Origin of the sequence: Mycoplasma ovis str. Michigan, from assembly GCF_000508245.1 — a bacterium.
GTDB classification, from domain to species: Bacteria; Bacillota_I; Bacilli_A; order Mycoplasmatales; family Mycoplasmoidaceae; genus Eperythrozoon_A; species Eperythrozoon_A ovis.
Genome location: NC_023062.1, coordinates 46,533 through 64,901, shown reverse-complemented (window position 1 = coordinate 64,901; position 18,369 = coordinate 46,533). Strand labels below are relative to the sequence as shown.

Below are 18,369 nucleotides of genomic sequence, written 5' to 3'. Positions count from 1 at the left end.
GCAGATCTCGAGCAAATTTAATAAACTAATTAGCTAAATTTTTAGAAACTAACAAATTTTTTAATTGCTCAGGTCACAAAAAAAGAGTCACTAAACTTTCCTTATGTTCTAACAAACTTTTTCTTTGAAAAAGTGCTCAAGAATTTCATCTTTCATTAATTGCTTTAGACCTAAATGATCCGCTAATCAAATCCAATTCAAAACAACTGTCGTTGTTTTCTTCAATATTTGTCTCTAATCTATTAATTTTTCGAGAAATTCAATTTAACTTCAAAAGATTCTCTCTCCAAAGATAATCTTGATCTCTTCATCAATCAATCCAAGCTTGACTGTTATTTTCTAAAAAAATGACTGACTTGTGAGGTAATTCCCTTCCAATTCAAGTAGCAAATTCAGAAAATGAAAGTCAAAAAAACGAACTTTCAGCTAATTCCAAATCAGGAGTTGCTCAAGAAGAATAAATAAGATTACTACTTATTTCTTCTTGATTCGCCCCCATAACTTCACTAATTATTTGTAACTTGGAATTATTTTTTGAAAAAAGATAAATAATTGGATCAACTACTAAATAATTTATGTCCACCTTTAAATTTTTTATGCTATTCAAACAATTATTTATCTTCGAAAGTCTTAATTCTGAATTACTTTCTTCAAACAATATTTCTAAGCTATAAACAGAATCACTATTAATTACCTCTTTAATTTCCCATAAATTCTTAAGTTGAGAAAAATATAAATAAGTTCCTTGTTTCTCAGGAGTTAAATAATCAAATCCATAGATAAAAGACTGATTGGAATAATGAGCAATAAAAATTAAATCATTAAAAAAACTAAATCTAAGTATTGGTTCCAATACTTCTTTACCTAAAATTTTTTCTTTCTCTTTCTTATTAGTTATTAAGTTGTAAACGCAGGATCCTGAATTTGAAACTAAATAACCTATATTTAATTCCTGTTCTCTTAGGAAATTAATTGACTGTTGTAAAGAGTTATTGGTAAATAAAAAAAGATTATTGTAAACACCCAACTCTTTCAATAAACTAAACAGGTTATTTAATTCTTTAACAGAATAATCTTTCTTGCAACAAAGAAAATCTAACTCAAAAGCTATTATTTTCTCTCCTGCAGGGAACACTACTAAAGGTTAGATTCAGAATTTAATTCTTTTAGATGAGAAATAAATTCTTGAAACCTAAAATTTTTGACTTCCTTTTCTCCTAGTTGTCTAACTTGTAAAGTTTCTAAAGATTGGGCCTCCTTTTCCCCGATAAGTATTTGGAAGGGGATTTGAGCTTTGCTGGCAAGCAAAAGCTTTTTAGTGAATCTGTTTTTTCCGAGGTCTAAGAAGACTCTGAATCCTTCTTTAGATAGTTTTTTAGAGAGTTCTTGAGAAGCTTCTGCAAACTTCTCAGAATTTATTGGAATAATTGAAATTTGAGTTGGACATAATCAAAAAGGTAATTTTCCTTTATACCTTTCAATTAAATAAGCAATAAATCTCTCTAATGTCCCAATAAGTCCTAAGTGAATAATTCAAGGATGTGAAGAATCTAATTCAAATCCCAATCTTTGTGACATAAAACAGTCAAGTTGTAAGGTTGAAATGGTATATGTTTGATTTTGCTTATCTAGCGCATTGAAATCTATTTTGGGACCATAAAAGGCTGCATCTCCAGCCCTTTCGACTAATAGATTAGATAAATTATTTTCTTTAGCTCAATTAATAGTTGAGTTAAATAAAACACTTTCAACTCTTTCCCACTCATCTTCTCCAGAAATATATTTGTTTTGAGAAGCTTTGGTTGCGAGAACTATTTCTTTTAGTTCAATTTGAAATTTTTGCAACAATTTTCAAATTCAGGAAAGGACTTTGGGAATTCATTCAGAAGATTGTTCTGGCAACAAAAAAATATGTGTGTCAATCAATTCCATTGCCCTAACTCTCTTAAGTCCCAATAAACCTCCTGAATATTCATCCCTGTGGATTAGGGAATTTTCCCCCATTAAGTAAGGTAATTGAGATTTACTAGTAATAATTTCCTTGGCAAGAAGAATATGATGGGGGCAAGTCATTGGTCTTAAAATCAATTCTTCTTCCCCTTTCTTAATTTCAGAAAAAATATTCTCTGAGTATAAAGGTAAGTGTCCAGTCTTTAAAAATAATTCTTTTTTGGCTAAAACCGGTGTTTTAACTAATTGGATTCCGCAAATTTCACTTTGAAATTTATTGATATAGTTTCTAATTAACTCCTTTAATTTATATCCTTGAGGTCCTCACGAGAAAAATCCTGGAGCTGTATTAGCAACAAATCAATGATGCTCTAAGCCAAAAGTTCGATGTTCAAAACTTTCTTTTTTATCTTCCGCTTTAACCTTCTCTAGCTCTTGCAATTATTAAATGATTCACTTTTAACTCCATACAACTCTTTACCTAACATCTCATATTCCCTCAATCACCCTTTAAAAACTTGATGAATTCTTTTGTAATCTTGGGATTGCAATAAGTTGACAGATAAGGAATTCAATAATTCCAAATTAGAAAGAGAATTTCCTGCAGATAAAAATTTGAAATAGTCAGAGAGAGCTTTCTCTCTTTCAGATGCATTCATTATTCTTTCTGATAGTAATACAGAGGTTAACATCCCAACAGCATATTTGTATACATACAAAATTCCACTATAAAAATGTGGAATAGAGAATATTCTATACCATGATTTCTTTTGCAAATCTGGATTTTCTGTGGAACTTTCTCCCAAATAACTCTTAACTATTTCGGAATATGCTTGAGCAGATTCTTCTAAATCTAAAAATTGATTATTAGATATTTTCTCATTGAATGTGTATTCTCACTCGCTGTATCCGAGTTGAACAGAAGAAGTACTTACAAAAGTACTTAACAAGTGATCGAGAATATGGAATTGTCTAAATTTATCCCCTTCTCTTCTATATTTGTCCAATAAGTAATATTGAACCAATATCTCGTTTAATATAGAAGGAATCTCTGCTACAAAAATAGTGGGAGAGTAATAGTAAGTTTCTGTTTTATCTATTTCAATATCATGAACAGCATGTCCAAGTTCATGAGCAAGAGTTAATAAATCATCAAAATATCCGTTGTAATTTAAAAGAACATATTTACCTTCTAATCTATAAGCTTCTCCGGAGAAATAAGCTCCGCTGATTTTGTAAGGAGGATTAGGTTTTCAGTCTATTCAATTCTTGCTAAACATGAGATTTAAAGAATCAATGTATCTTTGTCCCAGAACTTTCAAAGACTCTAAAATGATCTTCTTTGAATCTTCTATCTCAAATGTGATTTGCTTTCCAGAAGTATCTTTAAGTTCCAAATAACCATCTCACTCTTGAAATTTAGATAAATTTCAAACTTTTTTTATGACTGATTTTCTTATATCCCTGAATCTTTGAATATCTGGTCGAAATGCTTTCATGTTTTTATAAAGATTCAAAAGAAATTTATTTGGAACTTCATCTGCATATAAAGCACTTTCTGTATAACCATTTTTGAAAGAAATATTTTTAGATCCAATATTTCAAGCTAAAAACTGATAATACAGTAATTTGTGTAAACCTTCTTTTTTTTGATCTAAAAAATTTACATAACTGGTAAATAGGTTCTTTCTAAAAGTTGAGTCTTCTTTTTTCATATGCAGAATATATTCTGCATAGTTTCTAACAGTACAGGTATTTCCCTTAGAATCTTCAATATCTTTTAGTAAAAAATCTTTTTCAGAAAGAATATTGAATATTTCATAGAAAGCTGAAGATAGAGGAGCTTTAGTCTCCTCATATTTTGCTACTATGGCAGGTAATCTTCTTGATTGATATCTAAAAAGACTGTCATAACTTTTCTTTAAATGTGCAAATTTTGGATCTGCATAAAAAGACAAGATAGTCTTTTTATTTTTAATGGCATATGTTTGGAAAGTTGATAAAGCTTGACCAAATGGAATTGTTTTTTGAATAAATTCTTGCTCTTTAATAAATCACTTAGGTTCCGTTAAATCAGTATTTTTGCTATTGTTTATATAAGTTCCTATTCTGTTAGAAACAATATCTAAATCTTTAAGTAACTTGTGAAACTCTATTAATCCTTCTAAGTCTTTAAATAGATTGACTGAATATTTCTCAAGAATGAGTGTTTGAAGTCTTTCCATCTCACTCATTCATCAGTCCAGAGTTTTTGACTCTAATATTTGGCTTAAATCCCACTTCAAAGAATTATTAATACCAGTTTCCATCTATTTCTAATTTATTAAATAAATCTTTTGATATAAGAAATCACTAATTCTGCCTTCTGTTCCCAGTTATAGAAAGCGGGAATTGAGATCACCTCTTCTCCTGAATTTCTTAAGTGTTGAATTGCTCAACTATAAGCTTCCACTAAATTCTCATAAGAAAATGAATTCACTGAATCATATTCATTATGAGACTCTAAATTCTTTTTCTTTTTGAAACTTCAATGATCTTCTTTAGAAATTTCTAGCACAAAAGTAACTAATGGATGAATTCCCTGAGAAATGTGTTTCATATTGAAGTTGAGTCAATCAATATCTACTTTCTTGAGATATGATTGATAAGCCAAAGTAGAAAGAAAATATCTATCACAAAAAATCATAGATTTTTCCTTGATCTTAGGAATAATGAAATTGGAAAGATGGTCTGCTCTCATTGCAAAAAATAAACAAGCTTCTGCAACAGAACCAAAACTATTAGAAAAAATACAGTCACTTAACTGTGAATATTTTGATTCTTTACTATGGCCATAAGGTTCTGAAGTGAAATAAATTTTTTCTCCAAAATAACTCTTAATCAAAAGATTTTTAGGTAACTCTAATTGTTTTTTAATGAGCTCAATTAGAGTGGTTTTGCCCGAATTATCTATACCTTCAATAACAATAAAAAAATTATTTTTCATACTTTTTGTCTAGGACGAGTAATTAATAAATTAGAGGGACAAATAAAAAATTAACAATTAATAGATAATGATTTTTGGTAAGTCAAAAAATTTAAAAGAGAAATTTAATTCTCTTGGAATTCAAATATGGGATGATGAAAAAAGAATTCAAACAAATCCTATCAATAATAACTTCACAAAAATTCCTACAGGTTCTTATGCCCTAGATAGAGCTCTCGGCACTGGAGGTTGGCCTGGTGGAAAAATTATTGAAATTTTTGGAGCTGACTCTTCCGGAAAATCTACTTTGGCTCTTCATGCTATTGCTGAAGCTCAGGCGCAAAATAAAACTTGTGTCTATATCGATTTAGAAAATACACTAAACAAAGTTTGGGCAGAAAAAATAGGAGTTAAGTCAGATCAACTATACATTTGCTATCCTTCTAGCGGAGAAGAAACTTTCAAAATAGTTAATTCACTAGTTCAAGGGGGAGAGGCGGACTTGATAGTGGTTGATTCTGTCGCGGCAATGGTACCTAATGTGGAATTAGATAGTTCTCTAGAAGATCAAAGTATGGGATTGCAAGCTAGATTGATGAGCAAAGGTTTAAGAATCTTGCAATCTTATTTAATTAATTCTCAAACAACAGTAATTTTTATAAATCAAATCAGAGACCAAATAAAACAATCTTTCTTCCCTTCAACTACAACTTCTGGAGGCAGGGCTCTAAAATACGCTGCAAGTATAAGAGTTGAAGTGAAAAGACAAGAAGCAATAAAACAACAAGAAAAGACCGTAGGCTTCTTAACAAAAATTACAATCATAAAAAACAAATTTAATAGTCCTTTAATTCAGCTAAACCTAAGGCTTTATTTCGACTCAGGTTTCTGTAAGGCCTATGAACTTATCAATGAAGCACTTGAAAGAAAGCTCCTAGAAAAAAGAGGCGCTTGATTCTATTACAAAGATAAAAATATATCTCAGGGGTTATCTGCTTTAAAGGAAAAGTTATTCAGCCCTGAATATAGCGAACAACTTCATGAACTTAAATCGAGTCTAGAAAAATAAATCATTCGCAAAGTGAGCTTCTGCTCACTACTCCCCTCTTTTATGCTTCGGGAGATCCCCATATTGGACATGCATATACTCTCTTACTGGCATCTCTAACTAAAAAGTACTACCAGTTAATAGGAAAAAAAGTCTACTTATTGACTGGAGTAGATGAGCATGGAGAGAAGATATTACTTAATGCCAAGAATGCGAATCTAGAACCACAAGCCTTTGTAGACCAAATAAGTCAAAAATTTCAACATTTAAATCAAGCTCTTGAATTATCATCTGATTTTTTTATAAGAACCTCTTCAACAGAACACAAAGCTTTTGTCAAAAGTTTTTTCAATGATTTAGTCAAAAGTGGTAATATTTACCTCTCTCAATGATCTGGTTATCAATGTATTAATTGTGAAACTAATTATTCCACAAAATATTACGAGAAAAGTAATCTTTGTGAAATGGGACACGAATTAATTATTAGGTCTGAAGAAAGTTATTTTTTAAAAGTCAAAGAGTTTAAAGATTGATTTTTAGACTATTACCAAAAAAAACACATAATCTTTCCAGATCACTATAGAAGTAATTTAGAAACAGGAATAATTAATGAATTGGAAGATCTTTCTGTTTCTCGAAGGAATTTGGAATGAGGCATTCAATTAGATAAACATAACTTTTGTGTTTATGTGTGATTTGATGCTCTTTTAGGTTATTTAAGTAACCCTTTAATAAATAAAAAATGAAAAAATAAAGAGCTACAAATAATACAAATTATCGGAAAAGAAATATTCAAATTTCACTCTATTTATTTTCCTTTGTTGCTGGAAGCCAAAAAATTAACTCTTCCTTGCAAATTAATGGTTCATGGATGATTAATTAATCAAAAAAATAGAAAGATCTCTAAATCTGAAGCCAGTCTGATTGAAAAACCTTTGCCAAAAATATTACAAGAATTTTCACTTGAAACTCTTAGATGATATTGCGCTTATTTAAATTGAGGTCAAGATCATGTTTTCTCTGAAGAGCTTTTAAAAGAATATCACAACAAATATTTACTTAATTTGCATGGAAACCTAATTAACCGATTAAAGGGAATACTTTTAAAAAACAATTTAACTACTAGTAAATTAGGAAGTTCAAAAGATTTTCAAGTTACTGAATTTCAAAGGGAATTTGAATTAGGTTCACAACTCCTAGAGCAAATTCAATCTAAAATAGAAAATCTTGAATTTTGATGAATAATCAATCAAGTAGTGAGTCTTCTTGAGAATGCTAATCATTTATTAGAGAAATTTGAACCTTGAAAACTAGAAATTAGTTCCTTAGAATACAAGGAACTAAATGTATTACTTTATAGACAATTAGTTCTTGCTTCTTACTTATTCTCTCCTATATTCCGAGAATCTAAGTGACAAGAAATAAAAGAATCTTTGAATATTTCTAATAAAGAGGAAAAATTAGATTCTTTATTCCTAAATTGTCTTTTGAACTTTGAAGGTATTTCTTTACCTAAATCTCACAATTTATTTGTCAAATACTAATAAATGTCATTATTCCATAATGTTTTCAGTAAATTAAGAAAATCTTCTGCATTTGAATTTGTAAATCAATGATTTGCCACAACTACTAATTGGGATGCAGATAAATTACGAAAAGATATTTCTAATGGCTTAATTAAGTTAGATTTTCAATTGGATTTAGCTAATTCACTTTCGGAAAAACTAGTTCAAGAATTAAAAAGACACAAAGATTTAACAGAATCAGTAATTAGGGAAAAATTAATTGCACTACTGATCAACCATTATTCCGATTTTTCAGATCCACTATCCGAGAATAAAAACAATTCTTTGAAGGTACCAAGCCCAAGCTTAAGAGGACTTAACTTCAAACCAAATCAATGTAATGTTTTTTTTATTGCTGGATCTAACGGGGTAGGAAAAACAAGTTTTATATCTAAGCTTGTTTATCTATTGAAAATCAAATATCAATTAGTAAAAAAGATACTTTTAGTTGCTGGCGATACTTTTAGAGCGGGCGCTGTAGATCAATTAGATATTCTTGCCAAGCAATTAAAGGTAGATATTGTAACTCCTAATCTTCCAGAAAAAGCTAGTGCCTTAATCTATAGGTCTTTAAGAGAGAATCAATCTAAATATGAATTGATTATTTTGGACAGTTCTGGAAGACAATATAACAATCAAAATTTATTAATGGAGCTTAAAAAGCAATATTCAATTGTTGAAAAAATAATGTCTAGACCTCCAGAAGAAAGTTTCTTAATTGTAGATTCAACATTGGGAAATTATTCTCAACAAGAATTAACAAAATTATTAGAAATTATTCCCATTTCAGCTTTAGTATTGACCAAAATGGACAATACTACCAGAGGAGGAGTGATTTACAATTTGCGACCTAAATATTCTATTCCCATTAAATTTATTTGTTTTGGAGAAAAAGTAGAAGATATTGAATTATTTGAAATTAATTCAATAACTACTCAACTAATTAATTCTGTGTTTAGAAGTGATTTATCCCTTAGTTAATTTATTTTTTAAATTTTCTTTCAAAATCTTGTCAAAAGTTTTTGCAGAGTTGTAACCTGATTTTTTCATCTTATGGTCATTAACACAAGCTTGTGTTAACTCACTAATATTTCTTCCCAATTGAACTGGAATAATATAGTAAGGTAATTTAACATCGAGTAATTTTTTATATTTAATCTCTTCTCCTCAATTTTCTAGACTATCAATCTTATCTAATTGGCTATATTTTTTTAATTCAACTATTAAGTGAATTTTGGTTTCATCAATAATTTTGGACCTTCCAATAGCTTCTTTAATATTGATAACTCCAATTCCTCTAACTTGAATAAACTCGCTAGACTGAGGATTTGCCCTTGCAATAACTGCATTTCCAAGTCTAGTTATATTGATAGCATCATCTCCCAAAAACAAATGATTAAGACTTAATAAATCTAATAATAATTCTGTTTTTCCAACCCCAGGCTCTCCAATAATTAAAACTCCTACTCCAAAAACACTAACAACTGATCCATGAATAGTTTCCCAACTTGCCAAGCTTTTCGCCAATCAAGTTCCTACAGAGTTAAATATTTCTCTAGTTGAATAATCAAGTTGAATAATTGCTGATTGATTGTCATTAAATTCCCTATTTAGAGAATCTAGTAATTTAATTTCAGTAAAGTTATTACTTAAAAGAAATAAAGGTGGATTTTTAAGAATTATCGATTTAAGAATTTCAATTTGTCTTTGTTTATCGACAGTCTCCAAAAATTGACATTCTTTTTGTCCCCAGATAACTACAGAAAGAAGTTCTTTTTCTAAAAATATTCCATTTAATTCCATCCCTAATCGACTTAATGAAGAAATTTTGATTAATCTTTGGCAATTCTCTTGAGTTTTGTTGATAAACTTCCCCCCAAATCTTTTATAGATAGAAGAAACTGATATAGCAGTCCTTTCCATTAATTCTTAACTTTAAATGACAGCCCAAAGAGCTGTCAGTTAATTTAACTGGACTACAGTTTGTCCTTAATAATTTCGATTCCGGGCAAAGGACCTCTTTCCAAGAAAGTTAAAGTGGCTCCACCACCTGTTGAAACGAAACTAAATTTGTCAGTCATATTTAATTTTTCAGCTGCAGCTACAGAATCTCCGCCTCCAATTAAGCTATACACTCCTCTCTTTTCAGTTAATTCAGCAAGTTTTCTCAAGATTGAAAAAGTTCCCCCTGAATAATTATCAAATTCAAAAACTCCCATAGGACCATTTCAAATAACTATCTTTGCATTATCCAAAATTTCTGAAAAGAACTCAACTGTCTTAGGCCCGATGTCCAAAGCCATTCCAGTATCTCAATTAGAATCATCTGCATCTATCACTCTTCCAGGCTTATCTTCAAATTTATCTGCCACCAAATGATCTACAGGAAGAACTATCTTGGAAGGATAACGAGAAAGTATTTCCCCGCACTGAGAAACATAATCATGTTCAACCATAGACAACCCTACAGGTTTTCCTTGAGCTTTTAAAAATGTATAAGACATTCCTCCACCAATAATTAACTTATCAACTTTGTCTATAATTTCTTTAATTAGTCTTAATTTATCGGAGGCCTTGCTCCCTCCAAGAATCATAATTTTTGGCTTTTCATCAGTTTCACAAGCATAATCGAGAGCTTGAAGTTCTTTTTCAACTAAAAAACCAATTGCATTATCTTTTATTCTTTCTGCAACTCCAACATTAGAAGCATGAGCCCTATGGGAAGTTCCAAAAGCATCATTAATGAATACATCACCTAATTCAGAGTAAAATCCTGCCAAAACAGGAGAATTCTTACTTTCCCACTTAACTAATTCTTTAGTTGAAGGATCTACATCGTAATATCTAGTGTTTTCCAAAATTACTAAGTCAGCATGTGAACTTTTAATTTTGTGCTTTACAGTATCAAAATCTCTATCATCAATAAACAAAACTTTCTTAGTTGAAAATATTTGTTCAAATTCTTTGGCAACTATTTTCAAACTCTTTTTTCCTGACATCATATCTTCATAGCTTTTTATTCTGTCAAAGTGACTAAGAGCCACTATCTTACAACCTTTTTCCATTAAATACTTAAGAGTCTCTATAGTTCCTAAAATCCTTGTTTTATTTTTTATAACACCATTTTCGATAGGAACGTTTAGATCCAATCTAACAACTACTCTCTTGCCGTGAAGAGAAAGATCTTTTAATGTTTGTTTGTTAAACCTCATTAACAACTGAAAGTTTTTAATTAACTTTTAAAAACTTTAAAGAGAAATGTAGTAGTGAAGTGTTCTGGATAATTGATTCACGTAAGAAGACTCATTGTCATATCAAGCATACAACTTAACTTCACCAGTAGGAAGAACTTTAGTTAATTGAGAATCGAAGATAGAACCATAAGTGCTTCCGATGATGTCTGCAGAAACTATTGGGTCAACAATGTATTGCATAGTTTCATTTGCGGCTGATTCAAGAGCTTGATTTATTTCTTCAGCACTTGCAGGCTTAGACAATCTAACAGTTAAATCAACCAAAGAACCAGTTAAAACAGGAACTCTGTGAGCGATTCCATCAAGTTTACCTTTTAGGTCTGGAATAACCTTTCCGATTGCAGCTGCAGCACCAGTCGTAGTTGGAATAATAGAATTTGCCGCAGCTCTAGTTCTTCTTAAATCTGCATGAGGAGCATCTTGCAGTCTTTGATCAGAGGTAAAGGCGTGAATAGTGGTCATGAAGCCAGATTGGATTCCAAACTTTCTGTGAAGTACCTTAACAACAGGAGCTAAAGCATTTGTTGTACAAGAAGCTCCTGAGATTACATCATCCGAAGTAGCAATGGAATTGTGGTTAACATTGAAAACCACAGTCTTGATGCTGTCATCCTTAGCTGGAGCTGAAATCAATACCTTGTCTGCACCAGCATCCAAGTGACATCTAACTGCTTCTCTGGTTAATAATCTACCTGAACATTCAACTACACAATCAACATCCAGCTCTCCTCAGTGATAACTCTTTTCTTTGTTAAAGTTGTAAACTTTAAAACTTTTTGTTCCCCCTCCTTTTAAATTCTTAAGATAAATAGTTTCTTGATCACTAGTTACTTCCCAATCTGTTAATACTCCTTGTGAGCTGTCATACTTTAACAAGTGTGCCAATACACTAGGTTCAACGATGTCATTAACTGCTACTACTTCTATGCTGGAAGAATTAAGTAAATTTCTGTAAAGTAATCTTCCTATTCTTCCAAACCCATTAATCCCTACTCTGTAAACTTCCATCAACAATTTCTATTTTAATTTAAACCTTCCATGGTTTTTTGAAAATATTTCATTAATTCAAAAAGTTTTTCAATCTCCTCAATTTTGTTTAAGGGCGAGAGTGAAAATCTCATAATTGATTTATTTGCCAATAAAGAATTAGAAGAGCAAAGATCATTGAATCTAAATACAAATTTGCATTCTTCTAATAAATATGCAAAGTCATGAATTGAATGACTATTCACTTTTACTAAAAAAATCAAAGAATTAGGGTAATGTATATAGCTAAAACCTGAACTTATTGGAAAATTTTTAACTCAATAATTAACTAAATCTTTGGATTTTTCCCTAGATTTTTTTAAAAATCTCAATATGTTGTCAAACTCTTGTTCTCACACATAAATTGATCTTCAATCTAGGGAAAATGAATCATCTTTTCTCAAATGGTTGTGTTTTTTAGTTATTATGCAACCTATCCCAAATGGTCCTAAAACTTTATGTGCTGAAAAATACAAATAATCAAAGTGTTCTTTAATTTTGGAGATATCATCATTCATCATTGATTGAGTCAAATCTCCAATAATTATTAGTTCTTTGTTCCTTTGATTAATTTTTGAAATTTCTTCTGGAGCTCAAATGCAATTCCCTAAGTTATCTCTAAAAGTTATTAAAAGAATCCCTTGTTCATTCTGAAGATTATTGACAATTTCTTTGTCTAAAGAATAGTGATGTATCTCTATTAGTTCTTTGTTTATTTCTTTAAAGTTTCAAAGACTAGATCAATTTGAAATGTGTTCTCCCTCAAAAATATAAACCTTTAATATTTGTCCATTTCAATTACCAATTATGCTATTAAAGATTTCATTAATAGCATAAGTTGAAGAAGGGACCAAAAGTATTTGATCGGCCAAAACATTTAACCAATTTGAAAGTTTTTTAACTAAAGAAAAAAGATATTTTTCTTTTTTCTTTACTCAACTAGTATCAGAATAACTCTTAAGTAGCTTCTCAATGAAGGAAGGTAATTTAAGAGAAGTTGTTGCATTATCAAAATAAATTAATTCTTTAGGTTTAATAATCAAAATCTAAGAATTTGTTCTCATCCTTAGACCTTAGATACTTTTTATTTTTCTTTTCCCTTAAATGTTCTTTGTTGTATTTACAAAGATGAATCTCTAATTTAATTCTTCTGTTCTTCAAGAAAAAAGAATGTGGGAGTATAGAATATCCTTGTTTTTTAGAAGATTCAATAATCTTCCTTATCTCTCTTTTATGAAGTAACAACTTTATAGGTTCAGAACAAAAACCTACTAAAAATAATTCAGAATCTATTGGTTTAATGTAGCTATTTCCAAAAGATAGTTCTCCCCTAAGTATCCCCCTAACTATAGTAGAACTTAGACTCAATCCTGCAACATAACTGTCAAAGGATTGATATTTATAAAGTCTTTTTTTATTACTTTGTAAGTGAATGTTCTACTAAATCTCTATAAATTCATCTCAAGAATATTCAACTTTTTTTAGATGAATAATATCACCTAACTTTTTATTATTCTTACAATTCTCTCTTCTAATATACCCCTCATAACAATTTTCTATTCGCACATTGTATCCTCATTCTGTTTTAACTAATATAACCCCAACAAATTCTTGTTTGGGGAATTTAGTTAATAAGTATTGATAAAGCTTTCTAGAAATAAATCTTCTTTCAGCCGAAACAGCTCTTTGTTCTCCGAGATTGGAAAGATAAACTAATTTGTCTAAATTTTCTAAACTCACTTCTCTTTCTTGATTGGAATAACTTTTAGGAGAAAGAAAGTGCATCCATAAAGCTTTATGAACTAATAAATCTGGAAGTCTTCTGATGGGGGAAGTAAAGTGTAAATAATTTTGACTATTTAATCCAAAATGACCTATATTCATCAAACTATACTCTGCCTTTGGCAGAGTCAAAAGGAAGTTATATTGAATTAGTGAAAATTTTTCATGATTTCTAAAAATATTTAATAATCTATTGAGTATTGGGGTAGTTAAACTAGGAGAATCTAAAAATATAGGGGCTCCAGAGCACCTGAAATGTTGCATTTCGTACAAAAAGTTATTTATTCTAGAGTGTTCTGGAGTCTTGTGGATTCTATAGATTGTTTTTAAGTTATGACTTTTAAATCACTCTCCAACTAAATTATTTGCCAAAACCATATATTTCTCTATAACTTTTTCAAAACTTAAGAAGTCGTCAGAGTCTTCGTTTACTCTCGAGACTCCTATGATTCTTTCTTTCTCATCTGTTTGGTATTCCAGTTTATCTCTGGAGATTCTCAGAGTTTCTTTATTCCCAAATCTTTCTTTTTCTAAAAATCTTTTTGCAACCAAATAACTATTTATAACGGCTTCTTTGAGCCGTTCATCTTCAAAAAAATCTCTCTCTTTTCCGCTCATATACCTATTGAGTTGCTCATATGTAAATCGTTTTTTAGAACGAATAAAAGCAGGAAAAATTTTTAAAGTGGACTTTTTTAATTCTGCTTTTTCTGTGATTTCTAAAGCAACGCAAATAGTATTTCTTTTTTCTCCCTCTCTAAGGGAGCAAAGGTCTTCAGATAATATAGCAGGAAGCATAGTGATAACTCTATTTAGTAAGTAAATAGAAGTTCCTCTTTGATTTGCCTCCTCTTCTATAGAAGGTAAATGTCTGAGATATCCCCATACATCCGCAATTGCTATGTACAATTTAAATCCGCTTTGAGTCTTTTCTGTACAAATTGCATCATCAAAATCTTTAGCTTTTTCACCATCTATAGTGAAAAAGTATTTATCCTCTAAAGATTGATAAAGATGTGTGTTTTGTAGAACAGATTCTCTCCTAGATTTAAGTTGCTCTATTTCATCATTAATACTTTTTCTCTCAAAATTTAATGGAAGCTTTAAATCTAGAACTAAAGATTTAAACTCAACTTCTGGTTTTCCTTTAAATCCGATTATCTCTAAGAGTTTTCCATATATTTTCTCGGGAGGAAAGCTTTTAAGTTGAACGAGAATTTTGTGACCAACTTGAATTAAAGGAAAAACTCCAAATATAATTCTCTTTCCAGATATTTGGGGATCATCAAAAAAAACAACTATCCCTTGTCTTAATAGAGAGATGACTTCAACTACAAAATTAACTTTGAATCTCTCAACTATCCTTAATACCCTAGGTTGGTTATCTGTAGAGCCTTTCCTGAGATCTGGAAATTTGCATAAAACTAAATCATTGTTGAGAGCTCCTTTTAAATTTTCTTTACTAATCTTTAGCTTTAATCGGGGAATAAACCCCGATCCGCTAAATCTATTAACTTTTACTCTTTTGTAAAAGTGACTCCGATTCAAGAAACATTAAAGCTACCCTTTTAATTTTTTCACATAACTAATACAAAGAATAAAAAGTAGTAAAGTAAACAAGAACATTAGCAACTTTAGAATCTTTACTACTCCATAATCTTTTGTTTTTTTGAACAGTTCTATATCATAACCAGAAAGAACAGAAAAACCTCCAGTAGAACCTGAAGAAGAAAGAAGTAAACCTAAGATTAAAAGGACAAAAGAAAGGCTGTAGATAACAGCAATCACTAAGCAATGGTTTTCCTTCTCAACTCAGCCAATTGTTTTCGTTGAGCATTAACTATCTCTTTAGATTTATGTACTTTGAGTAAATCAGCCTTATAGGATGTCTGTATTTTGTTTCCGACATAATAAAAAGCTCCAGTAGCTAAACCAGCTAAACAGGTAAATGCTGAAGCAAATATCTTTATGAACAATGGAGTATCTATAAATATACTCTTCATTGTTAACTAGCTCAACGGCACTAAATTAATCTACTTTATGTTCTATATGCTTGCAATGTTTTTTACATTTTTTGCAAAACTTATTCAACTCTAATTTTTTATTGACTGCTGTTTTGTCTATTTTTTTCTGACTTAAGTAGTATCTGAAGTTACATTCAGAACACTGCAAAAGGATAGCTATCCTAGGAGCCATTAAAAAAAAGAAATAAAAATTACTAACTAATTTAAAGAATACTAAATGTTTTTATTATGGTGGCTTCGGGCAGAATCGAACTGCCGACACACGGTGCTTCAGACCGTTGCTCTACCGACTGAGCTACGAAGCCTACCCAAAATCCATATATGGCGGGCCTTACGGGATTCAAACCCGCGATCTCCACAGTGACAGTGTGGTATGTTAGGTCTCTACACTAAAAGCCCCTATTGGTAGCGGGGGTAGGATTTGAACCTACGACCTTCAGATTATGAGCCTGACGAGCTAACCAAACTGCTCTACCCCGCGATACTATAGAAACAAAAGCTCCCTGAGGGAAAAAATATTCCCTTAATTAGAAAGCTCACTCATAGGAGATGTTAACAAATAAATGGCGGAAGCTAAGGGATTCGAACCCCTGCGCACCTACTAGATGCCTCTCAGTTTTCAAGACTGACCCCTTCGTCCACTTGGGTAAGCTTCCTATAAATGGTAGCAGGAGCGGGGCTCGAACCCGCGACCTATCGGATATGAACCGATCCCTCTAACCAACTGAGATATCCTGCCAAATTAGTGGTCGGGACAACAGGATTCAAACCTGCGACCTCTTGGTCCCAAACCAAGCACTCTAATCAAACTGAGCTATGTCCCGTTTTATGGCCTCCTAAATAAGAGTCGAACTTATAACCTCTAGCACCGCAAGCTAGTGCTCTGTCCATTGAGCTATTAGGAGATTTTGGAGGTGTCTATCAGATTCGAACTGATGCATATGGAGGTTGCAGCTCCATGCCTTACCAACTTGGCTAAGACACCTTATTTTATATCCTATAAAACTTTAAAAAGAGGGGAGTGAAATTCTTTTATTTTCACTCCTTGTCTTTTTTGTGACAACCTCAACTTGTTGGACTTTGTCCAACCTATCTAATTTTCTATTAACTCTATCTAGTTTTTCCTGACATCTTTGTTTTTTCATTTGAATTTTCTGAATAAATTTAACTAATTTGTTGTCTAAGTTTTTTATCTTACATTGAAAATTAAATTGTCTTTTTGTGAGTCTAGAATGTCTTTGAATCTTTTTCTGTTCTAGCCAAAAGGAATAAGTTTTCATGCATTCTGAGAAAAAATTAGTTATTTGTACTCATATAGACTTCAAATTATTCATTTTCATTAACTAAAAATCGATTATAAATCGGTTTGTATTCTTCATTAGGAATAGGTTTTCAAACTTTGTCTCTAATTAATTGAATCTCTCACTTATAGGGAGACACCAATTCCTTTTTAACTCCTTTTTCTTGAATTCAAAATGGAGTTTCAACTATTATTGGTAAAGTTGAAAAATATTCATCATAAGCCCATTTAATTAAAGTATCAAATCCGATATGACCATAATTTAAATTTGCATGTCTATCTTTTTTAGATCCCCTAGGATTCATTGAATCTCCCAAGTGTAAAGTCTTTACTCTTGGAAGTCCTATCAAAGAATCCAATTGTTTCTTGAATCCCTCAACATCTGAAAGATCGTAACCACTATCATGTAAGTGAACTGTATCTAAACAAACAGCTAGCTTAGGATGCCACTCGCAACCTTCAAATATTTCTTTGAGTTCCTCTAACTTACTTCCTAATTGATTCTTTTTGCCTGCCATAGTTTCTAATGCAAAGAAGTAATCTAAATCTTCTGTTGCATTTAATATTCCTTTGATATTTTTAATAACTTCTTGAATTCCCTGTTTATGGTCAACTAATAGTTGTTCAGAATCTTTGGTTGTTGAAAGAAAAGATCCGGGGTGAACAACAAAAATCTTACACCCCAGTTGAACAGTTCTTTTAATTTCATTAACTAACAAAGAATGAATAAAACCATCTTCATCTGGCCTTGCAAGATTAAAGATATAGGGAGCGTGAATAACACAATTTTTAAAGTCAATATTGGCCTTTTGTGCCTCTTTTTGACTTTCTAATAAAAATAATTGTTCTACAGGAACTCTTTTTTTGTTTTGGGGTGGACCAGTAAAAATCATGAAGCAATCTGCTCCATTATATATGGATTCCCTGACTGCTCCTAAAAGATAATTATTAGGCTTATTTAGTGATATGTGTGAGCCGAGTATTAATCGTTTTTTAATAGCAATAGTTTAATTATTTTCTAAAGCTTTCTTCAATTCCAATGCTCCCATTATTAAACAATTTCTCCTACTTAAGGCTAATTTAAATTTCTCAAATAGCTTTAAGTTTTCATCCAGTAAGTTTGAATTAAATTTTTCTCCTCGAATCATACTAAGAAAATTATCAATAATTTCCAAACCCTCTAATTTATTTTTTTTCTCAATGCATAAGCAAAGAGCATTGGTAGTGGCTTTTAGTAAAACACAACCTTGCATTTCTAATTGAATACTAGAAATGATTGGTTTTGAATTAAGAGATACTTGAATACTATCTTGACAACCTAATTCCTGATTAGGTTGAATTAAAATCCCTTTTCTTTGTTCTTTTGAACTAAATTTTTTAAGACCTGATAGTCAATAAATACTATCTTGATACATTAAAGGCTAATTAACTTGGCTAAAAGCCAAGTAAAAAGCC

The 18,369-nt window shown here is 30.9% G+C and carries 18 protein-coding genes and 8 tRNA genes; 3 read left to right on the top strand and 23 right to left on the bottom strand.

The features are described from left to right. Positions 1-25 precede the first annotated feature (25 nt). The 4 genes from MR07_RS00400 to tmk are packed head-to-tail and all read right to left on the bottom strand — an operon-like array spanning position 26 to position 4,936. Positions 26-1,135, bottom strand: a complete 1,110-nt coding sequence (locus MR07_RS00400; RefSeq protein ID WP_024070887.1) for a hypothetical protein — start codon at positions 1,133-1,135, stop codon at positions 26-28. A gap of 2 nt (positions 1,136-1,137) precedes the next feature. Beyond that, positions 1,138-2,391 carry a threonine--tRNA ligase gene (locus tag MR07_RS00395; RefSeq protein WP_024070886.1) on the bottom strand — a complete coding sequence of 418 codons (1,254 nt, stop codon included), beginning with the start codon at positions 2,389-2,391 and terminating at the stop codon, positions 1,138-1,140. Next, positions 2,379-4,259 carry a M3 family metallopeptidase gene (locus tag MR07_RS00390; RefSeq protein WP_024070885.1) on the bottom strand — a complete coding sequence of 627 codons (1,881 nt, stop codon included), beginning with the start codon at positions 4,257-4,259 and terminating at the stop codon, positions 2,379-2,381. Before MR07_RS00390 ends, MR07_RS00395 begins: the two co-directional genes overlap by 13 nt. A 14-nt stretch (positions 4,260-4,273) precedes the next feature. Beyond that, entirely contained in the window at positions 4,274-4,936 is a 663-nt protein-coding gene (tmk, locus tag MR07_RS00385; RefSeq protein ID WP_024070884.1) for a dTMP kinase, read from the bottom strand. A 67-nt stretch (positions 4,937-5,003) separates the two neighbouring features. On the opposite strand from tmk, the gene MR07_RS00380 reads away from it, so the two are divergent. From MR07_RS00380 to MR07_RS00370, 3 genes are read left to right on the top strand one after another with little or no spacing between them, the layout of a single operon-like run. Then, positions 5,004-5,984: an ATPase domain-containing protein gene (locus MR07_RS00380; protein WP_024070883.1), complete on the top strand. Its 981-nt coding sequence runs from the start codon at positions 5,004-5,006 to the stop codon at positions 5,982-5,984. After that, the gene (metG, locus tag MR07_RS00375) at positions 5,966-7,507 is read left to right on the top strand and encodes a methionine--tRNA ligase (RefSeq protein WP_327084515.1); all 1,542 of its coding nucleotides are present in this window, start codon (positions 5,966-5,968) and stop codon (positions 7,505-7,507) included. Before MR07_RS00380 ends, metG begins: the two co-directional genes overlap by 19 nt. Before the next feature lie 3 nt (positions 7,508-7,510). After that, complete coding sequence (locus MR07_RS00370; RefSeq protein WP_024070881.1) at positions 7,511-8,509, top strand: P-loop NTPase family protein; 999 nt, start codon at positions 7,511-7,513, stop codon at positions 8,507-8,509. On the opposite strand, the gene hprK is transcribed toward MR07_RS00370, so the two are convergent. From hprK to MR07_RS00275, 19 genes are all read right to left on the bottom strand, one after another. Then, a complete protein-coding gene (gene hprK / locus MR07_RS00365; protein ID WP_024070880.1) occupies positions 8,495-9,451 on the bottom strand; it encodes an HPr(Ser) kinase/phosphatase in 957 nt (318 codons plus the stop codon). The two genes, MR07_RS00370 and hprK, sit on opposite strands and share 15 nt — an antisense overlap. A 53-nt stretch (positions 9,452-9,504) precedes the next feature. Next, the gene (locus MR07_RS00360; RefSeq protein ID WP_024070879.1) at positions 9,505-10,740 is read right to left on the bottom strand and encodes a phosphoglycerate kinase; all 1,236 of its coding nucleotides are present in this window, start codon (positions 10,738-10,740) and stop codon (positions 9,505-9,507) included. A 36-nt stretch (positions 10,741-10,776) separates the two neighbouring features. Beyond that, positions 10,777-11,790 carry a type I glyceraldehyde-3-phosphate dehydrogenase gene (gap, locus tag MR07_RS00355; protein WP_024070878.1) on the bottom strand — a complete coding sequence of 338 codons (1,014 nt, stop codon included), beginning with the start codon at positions 11,788-11,790 and terminating at the stop codon, positions 10,777-10,779. Between the two features lie 14 nt (positions 11,791-11,804). Then, positions 11,805-12,851, bottom strand: a complete 1,047-nt coding sequence (locus MR07_RS00350) for an aminotransferase class V-fold PLP-dependent enzyme (protein WP_084289597.1) — start codon at positions 12,849-12,851, stop codon at positions 11,805-11,807. After that, the gene (locus MR07_RS04070; protein WP_268743539.1) at positions 12,841-13,236 is read right to left on the bottom strand and encodes an SsrA-binding protein; all 396 of its coding nucleotides are present in this window, start codon (positions 13,234-13,236) and stop codon (positions 12,841-12,843) included. The genes MR07_RS00350 and MR07_RS04070 overlap by 11 nt, the downstream gene beginning before the upstream one ends. Before the next feature lie 12 nt (positions 13,237-13,248). Continuing rightward, positions 13,249-15,138, bottom strand: coding sequence for an RNB domain-containing ribonuclease (locus tag MR07_RS00340; protein ID WP_024070875.1), 1,890 nt, complete (start codon positions 15,136-15,138; stop codon positions 13,249-13,251). Between the two features lie 239 nt (positions 15,139-15,377). Next, a complete protein-coding gene (locus MR07_RS00330) occupies positions 15,378-15,593 on the bottom strand; it encodes a hypothetical protein (protein WP_024070873.1) in 216 nt (71 codons plus the stop codon). 25 nt (positions 15,594-15,618) lie between these two features. Then, entirely contained in the window at positions 15,619-15,786 is a 168-nt protein-coding gene (rpmG, locus tag MR07_RS04065) for a 50S ribosomal protein L33 (RefSeq protein ID WP_075047529.1), read from the bottom strand. 57 nt (positions 15,787-15,843) lie between these two features. Continuing rightward, a tRNA-Phe gene (locus tag MR07_RS00325) sits at positions 15,844-15,919 on the bottom strand. A gap of 17 nt (positions 15,920-15,936) precedes the next feature. Then, positions 15,937-16,013, bottom strand: a tRNA-Asp gene (locus MR07_RS00320). A 4-nt stretch (positions 16,014-16,017) separates the two neighbouring features. Continuing rightward, a tRNA-Met gene (locus MR07_RS00315) sits at positions 16,018-16,095 on the bottom strand. Positions 16,096-16,178: 83 nt separating this feature from the next. Then, positions 16,179-16,270: transfer RNA gene (locus tag MR07_RS00310), tRNA-Ser, on the bottom strand. A 6-nt stretch (positions 16,271-16,276) separates the two neighbouring features. Further along, positions 16,277-16,353: transfer RNA gene (locus MR07_RS00305), tRNA-Met, on the bottom strand. A 7-nt stretch (positions 16,354-16,360) separates the two neighbouring features. Next, positions 16,361-16,438, bottom strand: a tRNA-Pro gene (locus MR07_RS00300). Positions 16,439-16,443: 5 nt separating this feature from the next. Continuing rightward, positions 16,444-16,519, bottom strand: a tRNA-Arg gene (locus MR07_RS00295). Positions 16,520-16,523: 4 nt separating this feature from the next. Next, positions 16,524-16,599: transfer RNA gene (locus tag MR07_RS00290), tRNA-Cys, on the bottom strand. A gap of 22 nt (positions 16,600-16,621) precedes the next feature. Then, entirely contained in the window at positions 16,622-16,948 is a 327-nt protein-coding gene (locus MR07_RS00285) for a hypothetical protein (protein WP_144079534.1), read from the bottom strand. Further along, positions 16,941-17,897, bottom strand: coding sequence for a deoxyribonuclease IV (locus tag MR07_RS00280; protein WP_327084514.1), 957 nt, complete (start codon positions 17,895-17,897; stop codon positions 16,941-16,943). Before MR07_RS00280 ends, MR07_RS00285 begins: the two co-directional genes overlap by 8 nt. A gap of 24 nt (positions 17,898-17,921) precedes the next feature. Next, positions 17,922-18,329 (bottom strand): iron-sulfur cluster assembly scaffold protein, encoded by a 408-nt coding sequence (locus MR07_RS00275; protein WP_024070870.1) that lies wholly within the window; start codon positions 18,327-18,329, stop codon positions 17,922-17,924. Positions 18,330-18,369 lie beyond the last annotated feature (40 nt).